Origin of the sequence: Streptomyces sp. NBC_00414 (assembly GCF_036038375.1) — a bacterium.
GTDB lineage: Bacteria > Actinomycetota > Actinomycetes > Streptomycetales > Streptomycetaceae > Streptomyces.
Map to the genome: position 1 here is coordinate 4,970,163 of NZ_CP107935.1, position 19,210 is coordinate 4,989,372.

The 19,210-nt window shown below is 72.3% G+C and carries 16 protein-coding genes and 2 pseudogenes; 3 read left to right on the forward strand and 15 right to left on the reverse strand.

Annotated features, from left to right (window positions below; all coding sequences use genetic code 11):
* Positions 1-19: 19 nt before the first annotated feature.
* Both OHS59_RS21425 and OHS59_RS21430 read right to left on the reverse strand, forming a co-directional pair.
* On the reverse strand, positions 20-691 hold the full coding sequence (locus OHS59_RS21425) for a histidine phosphatase family protein (RefSeq protein ID WP_328495036.1): 672 nt from the start codon (positions 689-691) through the stop codon (positions 20-22).
* A 124-nt stretch (positions 692-815) separates the two neighbouring features.
* Positions 816-1,283, reverse strand: coding sequence for a MarR family winged helix-turn-helix transcriptional regulator (locus OHS59_RS21430; RefSeq protein ID WP_328495037.1), 468 nt, complete (start codon positions 1,281-1,283; stop codon positions 816-818).
* 103 nt (positions 1,284-1,386) lie between these two features.
* Here OHS59_RS21430 and OHS59_RS21435 point away from each other — a divergent pair, with 103 nt between their 5' ends.
* A complete protein-coding gene (locus OHS59_RS21435; protein ID WP_328495038.1) occupies positions 1,387-2,601 on the forward strand; it encodes an amidohydrolase family protein in 1,215 nt (404 codons plus the stop codon).
* A gap of 44 nt (positions 2,602-2,645) precedes the next feature.
* On the opposite strand, the gene OHS59_RS21440 is transcribed toward OHS59_RS21435, so the two are convergent.
* The 3 genes and pseudogenes from OHS59_RS21440 to OHS59_RS21450 form a co-directional block, all read right to left on the reverse strand.
* The gene (locus OHS59_RS21440) at positions 2,646-2,855 is read right to left on the reverse strand and encodes a DUF397 domain-containing protein (RefSeq protein ID WP_328499297.1); all 210 of its coding nucleotides are present in this window, start codon (positions 2,853-2,855) and stop codon (positions 2,646-2,648) included.
* Between the two features lie 24 nt (positions 2,856-2,879).
* A pseudogene (locus OHS59_RS21445) lies at positions 2,880-3,167 on the reverse strand (helix-turn-helix domain-containing protein); the annotation flags it as partial.
* 185 nt (positions 3,168-3,352) lie between these two features.
* Positions 3,353-6,313 carry an NACHT domain-containing protein gene (locus OHS59_RS21450; RefSeq protein ID WP_328495039.1) on the reverse strand — a complete coding sequence of 987 codons (2,961 nt, stop codon included), beginning with the start codon at positions 6,311-6,313 and terminating at the stop codon, positions 3,353-3,355.
* 339 nt (positions 6,314-6,652) lie between these two features.
* On the opposite strand from OHS59_RS21450, the pseudogene OHS59_RS21455 reads away from it, so the two are divergent.
* Positions 6,653-7,633: pseudogene (locus tag OHS59_RS21455) on the forward strand (pectinesterase family protein); the annotation flags it as partial.
* Between the two features lie 16 nt (positions 7,634-7,649).
* Here the strand turns inward: OHS59_RS21455 and OHS59_RS21460 are convergent.
* The 4 genes from OHS59_RS21460 to OHS59_RS21475 all read right to left on the reverse strand — a co-directional run bounded on the left by OHS59_RS21460 (position 7,650) and on the right by OHS59_RS21475 (position 13,118).
* Positions 7,650-9,440 carry an ABC transporter ATP-binding protein gene (locus OHS59_RS21460; RefSeq protein ID WP_328495040.1) on the reverse strand — a complete coding sequence of 597 codons (1,791 nt, stop codon included), beginning with the start codon at positions 9,438-9,440 and terminating at the stop codon, positions 7,650-7,652.
* 135 nt (positions 9,441-9,575) lie between these two features.
* Complete coding sequence (locus tag OHS59_RS21465) at positions 9,576-9,710, reverse strand: hypothetical protein (protein ID WP_328495041.1); 135 nt, start codon at positions 9,708-9,710, stop codon at positions 9,576-9,578.
* Between the two features lie 214 nt (positions 9,711-9,924).
* Positions 9,925-11,223, reverse strand: coding sequence for an LmeA family phospholipid-binding protein (locus OHS59_RS21470; protein ID WP_328495042.1), 1,299 nt, complete (start codon positions 11,221-11,223; stop codon positions 9,925-9,927).
* A gap of 74 nt (positions 11,224-11,297) precedes the next feature.
* Positions 11,298-13,118: a bifunctional metallophosphatase/5'-nucleotidase gene (locus OHS59_RS21475; RefSeq protein ID WP_328495043.1), complete on the reverse strand. Its 1,821-nt coding sequence runs from the start codon at positions 13,116-13,118 to the stop codon at positions 11,298-11,300.
* Positions 13,119-13,354: 236 nt separating this feature from the next.
* On the opposite strand from OHS59_RS21475, the gene mshD reads away from it, so the two are divergent.
* The gene (gene mshD / locus OHS59_RS21480) at positions 13,355-14,320 is read left to right on the forward strand and encodes a mycothiol synthase (RefSeq protein WP_328495044.1); all 966 of its coding nucleotides are present in this window, start codon (positions 13,355-13,357) and stop codon (positions 14,318-14,320) included.
* Between the two features lie 140 nt (positions 14,321-14,460).
* On the opposite strand, the gene OHS59_RS21485 is transcribed toward mshD, so the two are convergent.
* The 6 genes from OHS59_RS21485 to OHS59_RS21510 form a co-directional block, all read right to left on the reverse strand.
* Positions 14,461-15,108 carry an ABC transporter gene (locus OHS59_RS21485; protein ID WP_328495045.1) on the reverse strand — a complete coding sequence of 216 codons (648 nt, stop codon included), beginning with the start codon at positions 15,106-15,108 and terminating at the stop codon, positions 14,461-14,463.
* Complete coding sequence (locus tag OHS59_RS21490; protein ID WP_328495046.1) at positions 15,105-16,637, reverse strand: ABC transporter permease; 1,533 nt, start codon at positions 16,635-16,637, stop codon at positions 15,105-15,107. Before OHS59_RS21490 ends, OHS59_RS21485 begins: the two co-directional genes overlap by 4 nt.
* Entirely contained in the window at positions 16,634-17,509 is an 876-nt protein-coding gene (locus OHS59_RS21495; RefSeq protein ID WP_328495047.1) for an ABC transporter ATP-binding protein, read from the reverse strand. Before OHS59_RS21495 ends, OHS59_RS21490 begins: the two co-directional genes overlap by 4 nt.
* A gap of 64 nt (positions 17,510-17,573) precedes the next feature.
* Positions 17,574-17,765: a hypothetical protein gene (locus OHS59_RS21500; protein WP_328495048.1), complete on the reverse strand. Its 192-nt coding sequence runs from the start codon at positions 17,763-17,765 to the stop codon at positions 17,574-17,576.
* On the reverse strand, positions 17,765-18,628 hold the full coding sequence (locus OHS59_RS21505; protein ID WP_328499298.1) for a zf-HC2 domain-containing protein: 864 nt from the start codon (positions 18,626-18,628) through the stop codon (positions 17,765-17,767). Before OHS59_RS21505 ends, OHS59_RS21500 begins: the two co-directional genes overlap by 1 nt.
* A gap of 32 nt (positions 18,629-18,660) precedes the next feature.
* Positions 18,661-19,203, reverse strand: a complete 543-nt coding sequence (locus OHS59_RS21510; protein WP_328495049.1) for an RNA polymerase sigma factor — start codon at positions 19,201-19,203, stop codon at positions 18,661-18,663.
* Between the last annotated feature and the right edge of the window lie 7 nt (positions 19,204-19,210).

Below are 19,210 nucleotides of genomic sequence, written 5' to 3' on the forward strand. Positions count from 1 at the left end.
CGACCCCGTCACGACCGGGTCAGCCGTCGATGCCGCCGTCCACGGGCTCCCCCGTGGGCCCGCTCGCTTCGGGGAGGCCGCTCCCGGGGCCCAGCGACCGGCCTTCCCAGGTCCGGACGTGCCATCCGTCGGCGGGGGCGCCGTCGAGGACGACCACACCGGTGTTCTCCAGCGCGTGGGCGGCGGCGAACTCCACGTCGACGTTCCCGGCCCGGGCCGCCGTCCACATCCGGATGGCGGCGCCGTGACTGACCATCGCCACCGTCGGCACACCGCTGCCCGCGGCCTCCTCGATCACGGCGTCGAGCCGTCGCAGGGCCTCCACGCCGTTCTCCCCGCCGGGCATGCGCAGTTCGACGTCTCCGGCGGACCAGGCGAAAACGGTCCGCATGTACGTCTCGACGGCCTGGGCGTCGCCCCGCATCTCCAGGTCACCGGCGGACAGCTCCCGGATGCCGTCCCGCACGCGGACCTCCAGGCCGGTCCGGGCCGCCAGCGGGGCGGCGGTGAGCTGGGTGCGCAGCAGGGTGGACGCGTAGAGAGCGCCGATCTCCTCACCGGCCAGCGCTTCCGGGAGGGCGGCCGCCTGCTGCTGCCCCAGCGGGGTCAGCCCCGGTCCCGGTTCCGCGGTGTCCAGCAGGTGCTTGACGTTGGAAGGGGTCTGACCATGACGAATCAGCAGCAGGCGCATAGGAACGGTTCAGTCTCCGGAGTGGCTGGACGGGGGCTCCCACTCTGGCACTCCCGAACGGATTCGGCTCACCGCACCCCGCGCTCCATGATTCGGCGAGGGGCGCCACTCGTGCTGTCCTCGTTCAGTCGCGGCTCGCGGCCTGTTTCCTGGACCAGGCGGTGGCGTCAGCTCCGTATCGGGCAAGGAGGCGGGCGAACTGGATCCGCTCCTGCGGCGACCAGTCGGCGGTGATCTCCTGGAACGCTTTGCGCTGTTCAGCCGCGAAACGGCTGCGTTCGGCCTCGCCGTGCTCGGTGAGTTCGAGCACGGTGCGGCGTCCGTCGGACTGGGACACCGCCCGGCGCAGCAGCCCATCCTCTATGAAGGCGGCGACGGTCCGGCTGGCCACCGGCTGGGCGACGCCCATCTCCGCGGCGAGGCCACCGACGGTCGCCTCGCCCGGCGCATCGGCGATCACGTTGAGGACGAGGTTGCGGGAGAGGTCCTTGTTCGACGCCGGTGCGCGTCGCCGCATACGGGACAGCGCCGGCCCGATCTGGTCCAACGCCAGGTCGTCGGAGGGCTGCTCGGGGAGGGGCGCGCTACTCATGCGACTGAGTCTAGGCCCGGCCCGCACATTTGCATACCATCAGGTAAGTGCATAGCATCAGGTATGTAAATCTTGAACGAGCGAGGACACGAGGCGGATCACCATGGCGCTCACCGCGATCACAGGCGCGCAGATCTTCGACGGGGAGAAGGCGGTCGGCATACAGACCGTGGTCATCGACGGCGGGAGGATCGACCGCATCGGTGGCGAAGCTCCCGAGGGCAGCGAGATCGTCGACGGCGGCGGCGCCACACTGCTGCCGGGACTCATCGACGCCCACGTCCACTCCGCCCCGGGCTCCCTGGCGCTGGCCCTGCGGTTCGGGGTGACGACCGAACTGGAGATGCAGGGGATGAACACCCGGGAGAACCGGGCATCCGTCACCGCCGACGACACGCAGGCCGACGTGCGCTCCTCCGGCTTCGCCATCACGCCGCCCGGGGGCCACCCGAGCGAGCTGATGCCGGAAGGCTTCCGGCCCAAGTGGGACCTTCCCCCGGTGATGCCCCTGATGCCGTTCTCCACCACGCCCGAGGAAGCGGCCGCTTTCGTGCCGCAGCTCCTCGCCCGGGGCTCCGACTTCATCAAGTTCATGATCGACGACGGCAGCGTGGAGGGGCACCCCGGGCTGCCCGCGCTCGACCGGGCCACCGTGAACGCCGGCGTGGCCGAAGCGAAGAAGTACGGCGCCCTCACCGTGGCCCACGCGCTGACCTTGGAGGCCACCAGGATGGCCGCCGAAGCCGGCGTCGACGGCGTCACCCACGTGTTCATGGACCAGCCGCACACCGCCGAGATCATCGACCTGATCAAGGACGCGGGCATGTTCGTCATCCCGTGCATCACCCTCAACGCCTCGATGATGGGAATCACCGGCGGCGAACTCGCCGACGACCCCCGGGTCGCCACGCGTCTCGACGGCGACTGGGACCGGACCCTGCGCTCCAGCTACAACCGCTACCCGCAGGGCAAGCTCCACGACGTGTACGACACCGTGCGCGCGCTGGACGCCGCCGGTGTCGACGTGCTGGCCGGCACCGACGTCTCCATGCCCGAGACGTTCTTCGGCGGCCTGGCGCACGGAGCGAGCCTCCACCACGAACTGCAGTACCTGGTGGCGGCCGGCCTCACCCCCGCACGGGCCCTGCGCGCGGCCACGGCGACCACGGCCCGCCGCTTCCGCCTCGGCGACCGGGGCCGTATCGCCGAGGGCCTCCGGGCCGACCTCCTGCTGGTCGACGGCGACCCCGTCAGCACCATCGGCGACACCCTCAACACGCGTGCCGTCTGGCGCCGCGGCACCCGCCTGGCGGCGTGACCGGCCTGGAGACTCGCGTCAGGCAACCGGGCTGAGGTCGGGAGTCACTCCGACTCCCTCACCTTGCTCACGAACGATGCCCACGAAGCGGCGCCGAACACGACCGCCGGACCGTCCGGGACCTTGCTGTCCCGGACGGGGACGAGGCCGAGGCCGAGGTAACCGTCGGCCACCTCGACGCGGTTGTCGGCTCCCCCGTCGCTGTAGCTCGACTTGCGCCACGCAGCGGTGCTGAGGTCGGGGGTGTTCTTCATGACCTGTGGTCCTCCAGAACGCCCCAGTCCGGGCACACCGGGCGTGAACAGGTGCATGACCCGAGCCGTCGCCTCCAGCTTCATGAACTCCTTGTACCTGTCTTTGAACGCGTCGTGCCGTGCCACCTTCCAGAGCTGAACCAGCAGGTCACCAGACCCGTAGAAGCGGTCCAGGTCCTCCATGACCGCCATCTTGGACAGCCGCTTCCCCGCTTCCAAGCGGCTCAGATAGCTCTTGTCGTACGCCGTCGCCTGGGCCAGCTGCCCCAATGACTTGCCAGTCTTCTCCCGCAGGTGCCGGTGCCGACTCAGCGCGGCGCACGCATGACCGCCCCGCTCCGGCTGCTCCCGTGGACGACCCCGGAGGGCAAGCCCTGCTACCTGAGTACCGACAGCTCCGCCAGCAGGCTGTCCCGGCTCGCGGACGATCTGGAGGCGGCCCAACTGGACTCCGGCGCACAGGTCCTCGCGGGAACATCCTCTTGGTTTCGGCCGCCTCACGGGCCCGCCTCCCCGGGCGCGACGGCCGCAGAGGCGGGGGTGACGGGGCCGGAGGTGGGGCCGGAGGGCAGGACGGCGGGCGGGGTGCCTCCGCCGTGGCCGGTGATCGTCCCAGGCTCCTCCGCCGCCGCCAAGCTCTGCTGCAACCGCAGATGGCAGAACTCGTAATGTGCCCCCGACCGGCGCAGTACCCCGCGACGGTGGGCCTCCTCCAGGAACGCCATGAGCCGCCACGGCGCCCGGCCGGTCAGGGCCAGCCAGATCCTCGCCGGGCCCAGCCGGCCCCAGGCGCTCAGCGCGAGCGAGGACGTGCCGACCTGGACCCACACCTCGGTGTGCATGGTGCCCAGCGTGCCGCCGGGTGGCATCGCCGAGATCAGCAGCAGGCAGACCCCGCCCGTGAGGAGCGCGGCGATCGCGCTCCTGGCGAGCGTGGCGTCCCGGTCGGTGCGCAGGGTGCTGCGCGGGCCCGCCGCACGCATGGTGTCGGACGGGGTGTTCAGGGCCCGGTAGACGCCGGAGGCACAGCCCCCGATGGCACCGATCAGGACGCCGAACGCCACGAAAGGGCCCACCGCGTCCAGGACGACGACTCCGGCCGGACGGTGTACGAGCCAGACCTCGGCCTCGTGCGGCAGGGCGAGCACCAGGTTGTGGGCGTCGACGGATTTGTCCTTCCAGCCGTGAGGGCCGCCGGGCCAGTCGGTCACCCAGCCGCCGCCCCGCTCCTCGTAGATCCGCAGCGTCCCCGTGAACGTCCCGAGCTCCTCGTCCCGCGAGACCCGCGCGCCCCTTTTCACGGCGAACGGATCGTCGAGCCCTGTACGGCCCACCAGCAGGAACTCCCCGGGGACGACCGAGTGGACCGAGCGGACGGAGCGCTCGCCGTCGGCCGTCTGATTCTCATGGAGTTGCCAGCCTTCGATCACCTCACCGCTCGCGCGCGGCTCCGCCGACCGGATCTCGTACGCGGCGAAGGCACCGGCCACGCAGCCCACCAGCGCCCCCACACAGACCCCGATGAGCGTGCAGGCCACGAAGCCACGGAGCAGGCCCCTGCCGAAGCCGCGCAGTGCGGCACCCGGTCCGGTGTACGGCGCCGCCGTCCGTTCCCCGCGCCGCAGTCCGGCGAGGAGGAGCAGCAGTCCGGCCCCGAGACAGGTGAGGGCGGGGACCACCGCCGTCCGCCGCGAGTAGCCGTAGACCGCGAGACCGGCGAAGAGGACGACGGCGCCGAGCGCGCGCACGGTCCGCGGACCGCTCGGGCTGCCCGCCCACGGCAGACCCATCGGGAGGGGGCGCCGGGGCAGACCGGCGACGCCGAACATCATCGACAGGACCAGCCCGAAGCAGCAGCCGTTCAGGAACCAGGCCGGTCTCTGCGTGAGCACCGCGCCGAGCCGGGAACTCACCAGAGGCGGTACGAACAGCCCCATGCCCACCGCCACCACTGTGGCCGCGGCGGCCATCCTCAGGGCCAGCCGCCCCAACTGCCGTGGCCCCTGCGGACTCTGCGCCGTGGCGGGCAGCAGACAGGCCAGTCCGAAGCACAGGCCCAGCAGGATGCCCGCGTAGTTGAGGACGGTCGACGGCACGCTGTCCCAGTCGGCGACCACCCCGTGCCCCAACTTGGCCAGCGGTACCAGCAGCGCCGCCGAGGCGAGCAGCGCCAGTACGGCGGGGCCGAGCACGCGCAGCGCCCGGGGCATCGCCGCCGGGAACTCCCACCAGGCCAGCCGCCACGTGCCGGTCGTCCCGAGGTCGCGGGCAAGCCGGCGGAGCCAACGGTGCGCCGCGTCCGGACTCCAGGTGCCGCCGCCCCGGACCGCCTCGCCGAAGGCCGCCGGGACGCAGGCCGCCAGCAGGTGCTCCTCGACATGTCCCGCGGTGCGGAAGCGTTCGGTGTCCCGCAGTTCGAGCGGGTCGCGGGAGGCGTCCCGGTACACCGTGCGGGCCAGCGCCACCATCAGCGGTGAGGTCAGGACCTCCGTGAGGAGCGGGGGCGGGTCCGCCAGGACCGGGGTCCAGGGCGTGGAGCCGTGCGGGTCCGGTCGCGCGGTGATCTCCAGATAGCCGCGCGCGGTGGCGAAGTCCAGCGGTCGAAGCCGTACGACTTCGGCGGCGGTCAGCACGGCGCCGGCGTCCACGGCCCGGGCCCAGTCCTCCGTACGGCAGGTGAGCAGGACGGGCAGCCGGTCGTCGAGTTCATGGTTGATGTACCGCAGCACCTGCTCGTGCGCCGGTCCGGGGAGCTCGTCGAACCCGTCGAGCACGGGCAACAGGAGCCCGGCGTCGAGCAGTTCGCGGGCCATGGTGCGCTCGCCCGTGACGGCGGCCAGCGGCCGGTACTCCGCGGCCAGCCGGTCGGCCAGCCAGTCGCGCAGCAGCATGGACCTGGGGTCCCAGCCAGCCAGCGGGAACAGCACCGGCACCGGGTCACCGGGCTGCCGATCCGCGAGCAGCCTGAGCACGAACCGCACGGCGAGTACGGTCTTGCCCGCCCCGGGCTCGCCCAGGACGACCAGGCGGCGGGACGGCAGCGCCATGAACATCTCAACGATCCGGTCCAGCCCCTGGTCACCGTCGCGCGGCTCGGGCAGCGCGGCCCCGGGCCGCGACCGGCCGGCGAGCTGCGGGCCGACGCGCGACCAGTGGACGTCCAGCGGCTCGGGGTCGTACAGCCCTCGCAGCCGCGCCTCCTCCCGCCACTGGCGTTCCACCGCCTCGGCGAGTTCGTCGGCCGCCCGCTGCCGTCGGTCGGAGGCGGTGCCGGTGTCCGTCTGCTCGCGCAGCAGCTCCGTCAGGAACGCGCCGACCGAGACGAGCGCCGAGACCGCCGAGATCCACATCGACGTCCGGTCGGGACCCCCGCCGCCCGCCAGCGCGACGACCAGCGCGAGCAGCGCCGCGGCGCCCATGCCCAGCCCGAACCGCCGCCGCAACCGTGCCTCCCGCATGACCCGCCCCCGTCCGCCCCGGTCCTCCCAGGGGTGAACGAGGCGACAGGTGTCCGCGTACCGGCGTACCGGCCGCCGGGGGCGGGCGCACGGAAGCATGACGGGAGCACATGCCAGAGCTCGGCATCCAGCACCGGCAACCTCTGAACGGCCCCCCACGTGCCGCGGCAACCTTTCGCGCACAGGCGGCGACCAGCAACCGACCGGCTCCCTCCACCCCCACACGAACGGAAGCCGCCCGTGACTGTGAACCGCAGCAAGGCCCGCCCCCGCGTGCGCAGGACCGCCGTGGCCGTCGGCGTCCCGCTGGCCCTGGTCGCCTCCACCGCCAACACGGCGAGTGCCACGACCGCCGCCGCCGCGGCCACCACCCTCACCGTCGCCAAGGACGGCAGCGGCATGTACTCGACCGTCCAGGCCGCCGTGAACGCCGTCCCCGCGAACAACGCCTCGCGCGTGGTGATCTCCGTCAAGCCGGGCACGTACCGCGAGCTCGTCAAGGTGCCGTCCAACAAGCCGCACGTGACCGTCCAGGGCACCGGCGGCAGCCGCCGCGACACCGTCATCGTCCACAACAACGCGGCCGGGACGGCCAAGCCCGGCGGCGGTACGTACGGGACCAGCGGCAGTGCCACCGTCGCCGTCGAGGCCGACGACTTCCAGGCCCGCAACCTCACGCTCGCCAACGACTTCGACGAGGGCGCCAACCAGGGCCTCAGCGGTCACCAGGCCGTGGCCCTGCGCACCGCCGCCGACCAGGTCTTCCTCGACGGCGTCATCGTCGAGGGCGACCAGGACACCCTGCTCCTGGACACCGCCGCCAAGGAGAAGCTCGGCCGCGTCTACGTCCGCAACTCCTACGTCGTCGGCAACGTCGACTTCATCTTCGGCCGCGCGACCGCGGTGATCGACCAGTCCGTGATCACCCTGAAGAAACGCTGGGACGGCAGCTCGGCCGGTTACATCACGGCCCCCAGCACGGCCGCCGACCGCAAGGGCATCCTCATCAACCGCTCGGTCGTGAACGGCGACGTGTCCGCCGGGACCTTCCACCTCGGCCGCAACTGGCACGCGGGCGGCGACGCGACCCTCGACCCGCAGACCACCGTCCGCGAGTCCACGCTCAGCGCCGCCGTGCGGTCCACCCCGTGGGTGGACATGGGCGGCTTCTCCTGGAAGGACGACCGTTTCGCGGAGTACCGGAACACCGGCCCCGGCTCGGGCGCCGCGAGTGCCGACCGTCCCCAGCTGACCGACGCCCAGGCCGCCGGCCAGGAGGTCGCGGACTGGCTGGCCGGCTGGACGCCGACCGCCTCCTGACCCACGGGCCCGCTGCCTACGGGCTGGGCTGCAGCGGCCGCGTGGTCGTCTCCGCGTCCCCGGCCGCCTGCACGTCCGTCGGGAGCGGGCCCGCGAGCCGCGCGTACGTCCCTCCGCGTGCGAGCAGTTCCTCGTGCGTGCCCTGCTCCACCAGACGTCCGCCGTCCACGACGAGGATCCGGTCGGCGTCCGGCGCGAGCGTCAGATCATGGGTGATCATCACGGTCGTACGGCCGGACACCAGGCGCCGCAGCGGCTGTACGACCCGGCGGGCGGCGAGCGCGTCGAGCCCGGTGGTCGGTTCGTCGAGTACGAGGACGGGGGCGGCCCGGAGCATCGCGCGGGCGATGGCCACCCGCTGGAGCTGCCCGCCGGACAGCACGGCCGTGCCGGGCGTGATCAGCGTCTCGTACCCGTGGGGCAGCGCACGGACGAACTCGTGGGCGTCAGCTTCGCGCGCGGCCCGTTCGATCTCCTCGTCCGTCGCGTCCGGCCGCCCGCAGGCGATGTTCTCGCGGATCGTGCCGTGCAGGACGAGGGTCTCCTGGGGCAGCAGGGCGACGTTCTCGCGCAGGAACTCAAGGGGTACGTCCGCGAGCGGGACGCCGTCCAGGCGGATCACGCCCGCCGAGGGGTCGTAGAAGCGGGTCAGGAGCTTGGCGAGGGTGGACTTTCCGGCCCCGCTCGGCCCGGTGACCAGGACGAACTCGCCCGGCCGCGCGGTGAACGTCACCTCGTGCAGGCAGTCGCGCTCCGCGCCCGGGTAGCGGAAGGACGCGTCGTGGAAGGAGACCCAGCCCTGTACGGGCCACGCCCCGACCGGTTCGGCCGGGTCGGTGACGGCGGGCTCGGTGTCCAGGATCTCCTGGAGGCGCCGCGCTCCGGCGGTCGCGGCCGTCAGGGTCAGACCCAGTTGGCCGAGGTCGCGGATCGGCGGGTAGAGGTAGCCGAGGAAGGCGGCGAAGGCGAGCAACTGGCCCAGGGACATGCGGCCCTGCGCGATCTCCCAGGCGCCGAGCCCGATCACCGTGAGCACGCAGAGCGTCTCGACGACCTCGACGAACTGCTCGTACATCTCGCTCGCGCGGGCTCCGCGCACACTGGCCCGCAGCCAGGCGCGCGCCTCGCGGTCGAGCCGCTGCTCCTCCGCCCCGCGCCGGTTGTACGCCTGGGTGAGCACGATGTTGCCGAGGGACTCCTCGACGACCGAGGTGATCGCGCCGTCGGCGGTCCGCTCGTCCTGGGCTGCCGTCCTGACGCGGCCGGCGAAGCGGCGGGCCGCGACGAGGAAGAGGGGCGCGAGGAGGAAGGTGACCAGGGCGAGGTCCCAGCGCAGCCAGAGGGCCGCGACCGAATAGAAGACCGCCGAGAACACGGCGGAGACCGCTCCCACCGCGCCCGAGACCACCATCTGTTCGATGGCCTCGACGTCGCCGGTGAGCCGTTCCACCAGGTCGCCCCGGCGGTATTTCTGGAAGAAGTGCGGGGGCAGGTCCTGGACGTGGCGGAAGACGCCCGCGCGCAGCCGCAGCACGAATCCCTCGGCCGTGACGACGGCGAGGGAGTTGCCGAGGTAGCCGACGACCGCGCCGAGCACGGCCACCGCCAGCCAGGCACCGGCCGGACCCCAGAACGCGGCGAGCGAACCGGCCTTGAGCGCGTGGTCGGTGAGTTCCGCGAAGAGCAGGATGGAGGCCGTCTCCGCGAGCGCGGAAACGATCACGAAAGCGATGATCAGCAACAGCCGTCCGCGGTCGCCGCGCGTCAGCGGCCAGAAACGTGCGAATGCCTCCCGTACTTCCCGCATGGCGCTCAATTCCCTTTCCGTACCTGGGTCCTGCCCTGTACTGTCCCGCCCGGTTCTTTTCCATTTTCCGGGTCCGGGAAATGGCCGAGGCGGGGTCCCCGGATCGAATCCGGGGACCCCGCCTCGTGGCGTCGCCTACTTGTTGCCGACCGGGCGGCGGTTCTGCTGCTGCTTGGCGGCACGCTTCGGCGCGTGCTTCGCGGCCTGCTTCTTGGCGGCCGGGGCGGGCTTGCGGGACTTCTTGACCGGGGTGACCTTGTGGAAGCTCATGGGAATTCCTCTTTCTCTGTGATTGCTCTCTTGCGGTGGTTCCCTTTGCCGTAAGCCCTGTTCGGCTTCGACATGGAAAACACTACGGGAGCACGGGGACGGAAATCGCCAAATCCGCTGAGACCTCGATGAATTGCACCTGAGACGGTTTTCAGACGGAGGCGGGAACCACTTCCCTATTCACACAGAATTTATTACGCCGCTCATCCGGGGCTTATGTGTCCGCCGGTGCCCCGACGGCGAGTCCGGTGCCCGTCACCCGCACCCTGATCCCGTCCTTGTGGACGCGCACGTCCCGCAGCCGCAGATCGCCCTGGGGCGGCTTCGGCAGCCGGAAGCCGATGGAGAGGCGGTCGACGAGGGCCGGCCTGGTGAGGCGGGAGAGGCCGTCGAGGAGGGCCGGGTCGAAGCCGAGCCGCTTGAGGATCCCGGGGTTGTCCACGGCGAGGTCGATGAGGTTGACCTTCATGAGCTTGCGGACGAACCGCGGGGAGCCGGTGAACTCGGCGAAGTCGTTGTCGTCGCGCAGCGCCGCCCGCACCGCGCTGTCCGGCACGCCGAAGCGCTCGGCGATCGCCGGCACGGACAGCAGTTCCTTCGCCTTGCGCTTCTCCTTCGCGAGGCGGGCGGCGGACGCGCGGGTCAGGTGCAGGCCCTCGGACCTGCGGGTGCCGGGCCGGAAGGTGGCCAGGTCGCCGATGTCCAGGCGCATACCGCCGACCTCGGTCGAGATGCCGCGCTCGCCGTCCCGCCGGATCCGCGCGTCGGCCCGCAGCCGCAGATCGTGCCCGGCGACGGGCAGCGTGCCGCGCGCCCGCACCTCGTCGCCGTCGTGACCGGTGAACGTGACCTGTGACGCGCCCAGTTCACGGTTGAGGTCGTCGAAGGACAGCAGCACCTCGCCGTCGAGCGAGGGGATCCGCGCGCCGCGCGGCGAGGTCGGGCCGCCGTCGAGCCGGATGCCGGTGGCCGTGGCCGAGACCTTCGCCAGGGAGATCCGGTCCGCCGCCACGTCCGGGACGGTGACCGAGACGGAGTCGAGCCGCCGGTCGAGGACCTGGGTGACGAAGGGGAAGCCGTCGATCTCGACCTCGGGGGACGCGCGCAGGTCCAGCTGGTCCCGGACCTTCTCGGCCGCCGTGCGCTCCGCGTACAGGAGCGCCCAGCGGTCACCGAGGGCAAGGAAGGCGGCGAGGACGAGGACCGCGACGACGGCCTTCGCGGCCAGGGGCAGTGCGGCAAGGGGTCGTACGGAGAGGGGAGTTCGGCCACGGCCTCGACGCTGACGGCGGCGGCCGGTCCGGGCCCCGCGTCGACCGCCGGAGTCCTTGCGGTGGTTGGGGGGTGCCCACTCCGCCTCCGCCTCCTCCTCCGGTTCTTCGGCGGACGCGGGCTCCTCGTCGTGGAGGAAGTCCTCAAGGGGTCCGTTGTCGAAGGGTCCGTCGTCGAGGGCGGCGAGATCCTCGTACGGGTTCGGAGGGGCATGCGCCGCTATGGGGTGGGGGGTACGCATCGCCTGATTCGACCATGCGTACCAACCCCACCCGCAACTTCTGCCTGCGGTTCGCGATCTATCTCACGGCCGGGCTACTGGACGACGGTGATCCGGTTCGCCGCGGGCGGCGCGATCGGGTCCGACGCCGAGGAGTTGGCCAGCAGGTACGTCTCCAGGGCCGCGAGGTCGTCGTCGCCCACCAGGTCGTTCGTGCCCTGGCCCAGCGTGGTGAAGCCGTCGCCGCCGCCCGCGAGGAAGCTGTTCGTCGCGACGCGGTAGGTGGCGGCCGGATCGATCGCGGCGCCGTTCAGCAGAATCGAGTCGGTGACGACCCGGTCGGCGCCGCTCTTCGTCAGGTCGAGCGTGTAGGTGAGACCCGACGAGATCTGCAGCACCTTCGGCGAGGCCGCGTTCGTACCGCTGACCTGCTCCTTGAGTACCTGGACGACCTGGGCACCGGTGAAGCTCTGCAGGTTCACGGTGTTGGCGAACGGCTGGACGGTGAAGCCCTCGGCGTAGGTCACCACGCCGTCGCCCTCGGTGCCCTTGGACGCGTAGGTGAGGGGAGCCCGGATACCGCCCGGGTTCATCAGCGCGAGGTCGGTCTCGGGGTCCAGCTCCTTGCCGTACGCGAGCTGCGCGTCGGCGATCAGGTCGCCGATCGGGGACTCCGTGCCGACGTTGGAGATGTCACCGGAGATGTATCCGATGGGCTTGTTGCCGATCGGCGCCGCGAGGGTGTTCCACTTGGTGATCAGCTCGGTCATGTCCGGGGCCTTGGCCACGTCACGCGTCACCACGTGGTTCGCGGAGGCGACGGCGGTCCGGGCGATGTCCCCGGTCCGGCGGTCGTACGTCAGCGTCGTGTCGGTGTAGAGCCGCCCGAAGGACGCCGCCGAGGTGACCGTACGGGGCTTGCCCGACGGGTCGTCGATCGTGCACGCGTACGCGGCGTGCGTGTGGCCGGTGACCAGCGCGTCGACCTTCGGCGTGACGTTCTTCGCGATGTCCACGATGGGGCCGGATATGCCGTCGCCGCCACCGGGCGAGTCGCAGTCGTAGTTGTACGCCGCCGAGGCCGGGAGCCCGCCCTCGTGGATCAGCGCGACGACCGACTTGACGCCCTGCTTCTCCAGCTCCTTGGCGTACTTGTTGATCGTCTCGACCTCGTCCTTGAACTTGAGGCCCTTCACACCCTCGGCGGAGACGACACCCGGGGTGTCCTCCAGCGTGACGCCGATGAAGCCGACCTTGACGCCGTTCTTCTTCCACACCCAGTAGGGCTTGAGGATCGGCTTCTTCGTCTTCTCGTCGAGGACGTTCGCCGCGAGATACGGGAAGTCGGCGCCCTTGAACTTCCTGCCCGCCACGTAACAGCCGTCCGTGGGGTGGCAGCCGCCGTTCTGCAGGCGGCCCAGTTCCTTGGCGCCCTCGTCGAACTCGTGGTTGCCGACGCTCGTCACATCGAGGTCGAGCTTGTTCAGCGCCTCGATGGTGGGCTCGTCGTGGAAGAGCCCGGAGATCAGCGGCGAGGCGCCGACCATGTCACCGCCCGCCGCGGTGACCGAGTACTTGTTGCCCTGGCGGGCCTGGCGCAGATGCGTCGCCAGGTACTCGACACCGCCCGAGTCGATCGTCCTGGTGGTGCCGTCGGGCTGGATCTCGGTGACCCGGCCGGAGGAGCCGGACGGCGGCTCCAGGTTGCCGTGCAGGTCGTTGAAGGACAGCAGCTGGACGTCCTGGTAGCGGGACGGGCTCTGGTGTCCGTGCTTCTTCGCCGACTCGCCCGCGGACGCGGACGCCGACGACGGAAGCGCCGCGACCAGCGCGCCGATGGTGGCGACGCCCGCGACGCCCGCGAGGAGGCGGGTGGTGCGGCGTCTTGGGCGGTACGGCTGAGGTGTGGCTGACATGTGCCCCCCTGTGGGTCGGCTGATATGTGGGCCCCGTCCCGGCGCAGCCTAGAGTCAACGCGCGTAGCGCGACAGGGGGTTCGGGGTTACGGACTGGTTGCCACGAGGGGTTTTTCGCCACGAACCGGACAGCTCGCGCACCTGCCGCGCACTGACGTCCCACGGGCCCCGCACTCCCCCTGATGTCTCTTGCGGGCCACTTCGCCATGAACCGGACACGCCGTACCCTCGTACCCATGACCAGCGACGACACCGCACCGGCTGCCCGCAAGCTCTCGGCCTCGCTCGGCCAGGGCGGCATTCCCACGGCCCGCTCCATCGACGTCCTCACCACGCTGAGCCCGGAGCGGACCGAGGCCGTGCTGGCGCTCCTGGCGGAGGCCGCCCGGACCGACGGACAGCAGGCCGTCTCCGAGCAGGGCCGGCTGCATCTGCGCGGCGCCGCACGGGACGGAATCCGCCATCTGCTGCTGAGCTCCGAGGACCGGCTCGTCGGGTACGCGCAGCTGGAGGACACCGACCCCGTCGAGGCGCCCGCCGCCGAGCTGGTCGTCCACCCGGCGCACCGCGGTCACGGGCACGGCCGGGCGCTGGGCAGCGCGTTGCTCGCCGAGTCCGGCAAGCGGCTGCGGGTGTGGGCCCACGGCGGGCATTCGGCGGCCCGTCATCTCGCCCAGGTCCTCGGTCTCGCCCTCTTTCGCGAACTGCGCCAGATGCGGCGGCCCCTGACCGGCCTCGACCTGCCCGAGCCGGCGTTTCCCGACGGGGTGCGGGTGCGGACGTTCGTGCCCGGCGAGGACGACGCGGCCTGGCTCGCCGCGAACGCCGCCGCCTTCGCGCACCATCCCGAGCAGGGGTCGCTCGGGCAGCAGGACCTAGACGCGCGCAAGGCCGAGCCGTGGTTCGATCCGGCCGGGTTCTTCCTCGCCTTCCGCGGCGACGAACTGGTCGGGTTCCACTGGACGAAGGTCCACGAGGCCGAAGGGCTCGGCGAGGTGTACGTCGTCGGGGTGCGGCCCGACGCACAGGGGGGTGGCCTGGGGAAGGCCCTCACCACGGTCGGTCTCCGGCATCTGGCGGGTTCGGGCGTGCCTGATGCCATGTTGTACGTGGATGCCGACAACTTGGCCGCGGTGGCCGTGTACGAGCGGCTCGGGTTCGTCGTGCACGAGACGGATCTCATGTACCGGACCGAGTCCTGACCCTTTTCCTGGCCGGACGGGGCGGGGTCCCAGGGTCCGTTTCGGAGTACGGGCCGGTGGGGGCTTGTCGCGCCCCGCGGCGGAGCCGCAAATGTCACAGCCCCGCGCCCCTGAAGGGCCCCGCCCGAGCGGGCCCCTGCCTAGAAGGGGCCCAGCCTCAGCCTTGCTCGCAGGGGTTCCGCGCATGCCCTCGCCCCCGCTGCCGCCGCCACCGCCAGCAGCAGTGCCCAGCGGTCGTGGCTGGCTGACCAGTGGGGGTCGTCCGGGGTCACGAAGAGGGTCCAGCGGGTCGGCAGGAGGAGGAACGCGGTGGCGGCGGTGGCCAGCAGCCAGGCCGAAACCGCCGTTCCCGGCTCGGTGACCTGGGTGCGGCGTACGGTCAGGGCCGCCGCGGCGAGGGCCAGTGCCGCGGTGGCGGCGGCCTCCAGGGTGAGGGCACCGACCGGCGGCCGGGCCTCCTCCGGGACGAGGAGCACCGCCGCCGTCCAGCAGAGCGCGGCCCACGGGGCGACCAGCGCCACGCGCAGGGCGACCCGCAGCGGGCGCCGGGCCGGCACCGTCGAGGTGATGTGCCGGGCCGGGTCGTCCAGCAGGAACGCGAGGCCCAGGGCGAGGACCAGCGCGGTGGTCCGCAGCGCGTAGAGGCCGAGATACGGGTCCGGCGGGCCGGACCGCATGCGCGGGATGCCTGCCAGCAGCAGCCCCACGGCGGCGGCTGCCGCGAACGCGCGCCGGGGCAGCGCGTGCCACACGGGCGGCAGCAGAGCGCGTGTCGTGGCCGCCGTCATTCTTCCTCGCACGCGTCACCGTCCGTCGCCTTGCCCGCGGCCGGTACGCCCAGCAGTTCCGCCACCCGTGTCATCGACGTCCGGGGCGAGGTGAGCTCCGTCCACTTGGCCTTCACCTTGCCGGCGACGTCGTACCGCGGCTTCTTGAGCAACTCCACGACGATGCGGGTCTGTTCGGCGCTCATGCTGAACGGTTCGGTGGGTGACAGGACGAGGGCGCGGCCCTCGTCGCTGTCGTCGAGGCGGACGTGGCGCAGCGCGGACATCGGGTCGGACTCGCCGCCCAGCGCCAGCCACATGACCGTCACCACGCGGGCGTCGCACACCTCGCTGCCCGCCTTCTCGTCGCCCGCCACCAGCACGGACGCGACGGCTACGGCGAACTCGGGGACGCGGTTGCCGCCCCAGTCCGTGCCGACGGTCACGTGGCCGGGTGCGGTGGACGGGGAGATCAGGGTGTCGGACGCCAGCCCGTAGCGGGCGTCGAGGCGCTGTTCCACGGTCAGGCGCTCGCCGCCGGCCCTGCCGCCCGCGAGGTTCTGGACGCGGTCGACCACGGCGGCCCAGTCGGCGGTGCGGCCCGTCCACTCGGGGAAGGCGCAGTAGGAGGACCTGCCGTGCTCGACGCACGAGCGGACCTTCTCCGGGGTGACCGACGCCCGTTCACGGGCCGGCGTCGAACCGGACGGGGTGCCGCCGGACTGGCCGACCGCGCCGACCAGCGTGAGCGCGAGCGATCCCGCGACGGCCGCCTTGACGACCGTCGTGCGCCCGCCGCCGACCAGCACCGCGAGCAGGGCGACGAACAGGACGAGCCCGACGAGGTACAGGGCGTGCCAGGCGGCGGGGCGGGCCAGCAGGTCGGAGGGGAACGGGGAGGAACCGCTCTCGCTGACGACCGGGCCCAGCCAGGTCGCCCACGTGGACCCGGACGGACTCGCCACGAAGACCGACGCGAAGAGCAGGAGGACCAGGAGGACCGGCGCGGCGACGACCGAGGGGAAGAGGCGGGCGAGGAGGACGCCCACCACGCCGAACAGCAGGACCGTCAGCGGGCCGACGACGAGTTCGGCCGGCGAACCGTGCCCGACCGCCCCGGGCTTGAGCGCGGCCCAGGTGAACTGGACGGCCACGCAGACCGCCGTGAACAGGGCCACCGGGACGATCGACAGGACATGGGCGGCCGTACGCCGCCAGGGCTCGACGACCAGCACGTCGAAGTGACGGTCGGTGTCGCGTCGGCGGGAGCGCAGGACCGCCCGGTTGACGTTGAGCATGACGACCAGCCCGATCAGCATCGGCATGGTCTGTGTGTCGCGGTCGACGTCCTGGAGCACCGGGAAGTCGCCCTGGCGCTGCGTGGTCTGCCAGACGATCCAGGCCACGTACAGCACCGAGACGGCGAGGAAGGCGATGACCAGGCGCAGCTCGCGCGCCTCGAAGCGGGCGAGGGCGAACACGGCCGCCCAGGGGCGTGGCCGGTGCGTCGGCCCGGTGGTCCGCGCGGGTGTCTCGACTGCGGTGCTCATGCCGCCACCTCCGAGGACTCGCCGTCGAGGGTGAGCAGGTAGCCGTCCTCCAGGGTCGGTTCGACGAGTTCGGCGCCCGCCGGCGGTTCGCCGACGTTGCGGAAGGAGCCCGTACCGGTGCGCCATCCGGCCCACGCGCCCGGGTCGCGTTCGGCGCTGCTCCACACCCGGCCCGCCGCCCGTGCGGTCAGTTCGGCCGGGGTGCCCTCGAAGCGGACCCGGCCGCGGACCATGACGATCACCCGGTGGCAGAGCATCGCGACGTCCTCGGTCTGGTGGGTGGACAGCAGCACGGTCCGCCCCTCCCCGGCCCGGGCGATCAGCTCCCGGAACCGCATGCGCTGTTCGGGGTCGAGGCCGACGGTCGGCTCGTCGAGGACCAGGAAACCGGGATCGCCGACGAGGGCGGCGGCCAGCGCGACCCGCTGGCGCATCCCGCCGGAGAGCTTCTTGATCCGCTTGCTCCGTACGTCGGACAGCGCGACGGCGTCCAGGACCCGCCGCACCTCGCGGTGCCGGGCGGTGCGGTCCGTCAGCTCCTTCAGGATCGCCACGTAGTCGACGAACTCGAAGGCCGTGAAGTCCGGGTGGAACCCGGGTGCCTGCGGGAGATAGCCGAGCGCGCGCCGCACCTCCTGCCGGCCGGCCGACGTGCCCGGGTCGTTGCCGAGCACCGAGAACGCTCCCTTGTCCGGGGGCACGGCGGTGGCCAGGACCCGCAACAGGGTGGTCTTCCCGGCCCCGTTGGGCCCGAGCAGCCCGGTGACACCCTCGCCGAGCCGCACCGACACGTCGTCGAGGGCGGCCGTTCCGCCGTAGCGCAGGGTGAGCCCGGCGGCGGACACCGTCGGTACCGAAGCAAGGTCGGACATGCGTGACTCCAGTGGAAGAGGAGGAAGGCAAAAAGAACGAGGAACGGGAGAAGGGCGCGGGCCCTCACTCACCGCCCCCGCCCGAGGAATCGGAGGAAGAGGAGGAGAACGGACCCCGCTTGCCGGAGGAGGCGAAGGCCGAGAGGACCTCGGCGGCGAAACGGAGCACCCCGACGAGGACCGTGAGCAGGACCGAGGCGGTCATCAGCAGTGCGGCGCCGACCAGCTTGAACCGCCTGCGCCAGGCGGCCGACATCACGCCGGACCCCCGCCCTGGAAGCCCGCGAACGGGGTGTGCGCGGAGGTCGCGTCGAAGCGGTCGCGGCGGAGGTAGAAGAACCCGGCGGCGAGCACCGCGACCACGGCCGCGACGCCCTGGCCGGGCACCGTGTAGGGCGCGAGGGTGCCCTCGGCGCTCGTCGCCTGCCGCGCGACCAGCAGCACGGCGACCCACGCCCCGCCGACCAGGCTCGGCGCGAGGACCGGGCCCAGCCGGGGTGTCAGCGCGAGCCCCGACGAGGTCAGCGCGAGCGCGGGCAGCAGCCAGGCCATGGCCCGCAGTCCGTACGAGGGAAGCGCGAGCGACGCGAGGCCGTTCAGGACGAGCACGGCGGCCAGCACCGGAACGGTCCGGATCATCAGCAGCCGGAACCCGTGCATCGGAGACACCACGGTCATCTCGTACGTGGGGTCGAGCACCGGCCCGTACGACAGCGCGACCCCGGCGAGGGGCAGCAGCGGGGCGAGGGCGAGGAACATCCCCGGGCCGTCGGACGTACGGCCGGAGTTGGTCGCGATCACCGTGATGACGAGCACGGCCACGACCGCGGCCAGCCACGACCGGCGCAGCACCGGTGTCGCGGCCAGCAGGCGCGCGGTGTGGTCGGCCACCCCGAACCGCACGAGCAGCGACTCCATGAACCCCGGCCGCGGCACGTCCAGTTCGGCGTCGAGCCGCTCCCATCCCTCGTCCAGCGGGACCGGGTCGCCCACCTCGGCGAGCACCGCCCGGCAGCGTGCGCAGGCCATGAGGTGGGTGTCGGCCGACCAGAGCATCGGCGACGCCAGCTCGCCCCGTACGTACGCCCGGAGGTCGTCCTCCGCGACGTGCCAGGTCATGCCGCCCGGGTCGCGGGCCTCGTTCGTGTCGCTCATGCCAACTCCTCCCGCAGCTGCTTGCGGGCCCGAAGTGCCCGTGTCTTGACCGTCCCCGGCGGGATGCCGAGCAGGACGGCCGCCTCCCGGGTGGTCAGCCCGTCGATGACCGTGGCCTGGAGGACCGAGCGCAGTTCCGGCGACAGCCGGACCAGGGCGCCCGCGAGGTCCCCGTGCCCCACCCCCGCGAGCACGCGCTCCTCGGCGGACACCTCCTCGCGGTGCCGCAGCCGCGCGAGCGCCTGCCGCATCCGGCCCCGGGCGCCGTCGCCCCGCAGGGAGTCGATGAGCCGCCGCGAGCCGATGCGCCACAGCCAGCCGGCCACGTCGCCCTCCTCGCGGTAGCGGGCACTGCCGCGCCACACCGCGAGGAACGTCTCCTGCACGACGTCGTCGACCGTCCCCGCGTCGGAACAGCGGCCCCGCAGCCTCGCCCCGAGCCATGGCGCGTACCGCCGGTACAGCTCTTCGAAGGCGCGCCGGTCACCGTCCGCCGCGATGGCCCGCAGCAGCTCCCCGTCGCTTCTCGTTTCCCTCACGCCCCCT

Excerpts from the sequence above, each read along its gene's own strand:
- OHS59_RS21500 (WP_328495048.1), bottom strand. The coding sequence starts at position 17,765 with ATGTCGGCCGCCTGGCGCAGGCGGTTCAAGCTGGTCGGCGCCGCACTG.
- OHS59_RS21460 (WP_328495040.1), bottom strand. The coding sequence starts at position 9,440 with ATGCGGGAAGTACGGGAGGCATTCGCACGTTTCTGGCCGCTGACGCGC.
- OHS59_RS21505 (WP_328499298.1), bottom strand. The coding sequence starts at position 18,628 with ATGACCTGGCACGTCGCGGAGGACGACCTCCGGGCGTACGTACGGGGC.
- OHS59_RS21440 (WP_328499297.1), bottom strand. The coding sequence starts at position 2,855 with ATGAAGAACACCCCCGACCTCAGCACCGCTGCGTGGCGCAAGTCGAGC.
- OHS59_RS21430 (WP_328495037.1), bottom strand. The coding sequence starts at position 1,283 with ATGAGTAGCGCGCCCCTCCCCGAGCAGCCCTCCGACGACCTGGCGTTG.
- OHS59_RS21490 (WP_328495046.1), bottom strand. The coding sequence starts at position 16,637 with ATGAGCACCGCAGTCGAGACACCCGCGCGGACCACCGGGCCGACGCAC.
- OHS59_RS21485 (WP_328495045.1), bottom strand. The coding sequence starts at position 15,108 with ATGACGGCGGCCACGACACGCGCTCTGCTGCCGCCCGTGTGGCACGCG.
- OHS59_RS21470 (WP_328495042.1), bottom strand. The coding sequence starts at position 11,223 with ATGCGTACCCCCCACCCCATAGCGGCGCATGCCCCTCCGAACCCGTAC.
- OHS59_RS21465 (WP_328495041.1), bottom strand. The coding sequence starts at position 9,710 with ATGAGCTTCCACAAGGTCACCCCGGTCAAGAAGTCCCGCAAGCCCGCC.
- OHS59_RS21475 (WP_328495043.1), bottom strand. The coding sequence starts at position 13,118 with ATGTCAGCCACACCTCAGCCGTACCGCCCAAGACGCCGCACCACCCGC.
- OHS59_RS21495 (WP_328495047.1), bottom strand. The coding sequence starts at position 17,509 with ATGTCCGACCTTGCTTCGGTACCGACGGTGTCCGCCGCCGGGCTCACC.
- OHS59_RS21435 (WP_328495038.1), top strand. The coding sequence starts at position 1,387 with ATGGCGCTCACCGCGATCACAGGCGCGCAGATCTTCGACGGGGAGAAG.
- OHS59_RS21450 (WP_328495039.1), bottom strand. The coding sequence starts at position 6,313 with ATGCGGGAGGCACGGTTGCGGCGGCGGTTCGGGCTGGGCATGGGCGCC.
- OHS59_RS21425 (WP_328495036.1), bottom strand. The coding sequence starts at position 691 with ATGCGCCTGCTGCTGATTCGTCATGGTCAGACCCCTTCCAACGTCAAG.
- mshD (WP_328495044.1), top strand. The coding sequence starts at position 13,355 with ATGACCAGCGACGACACCGCACCGGCTGCCCGCAAGCTCTCGGCCTCG.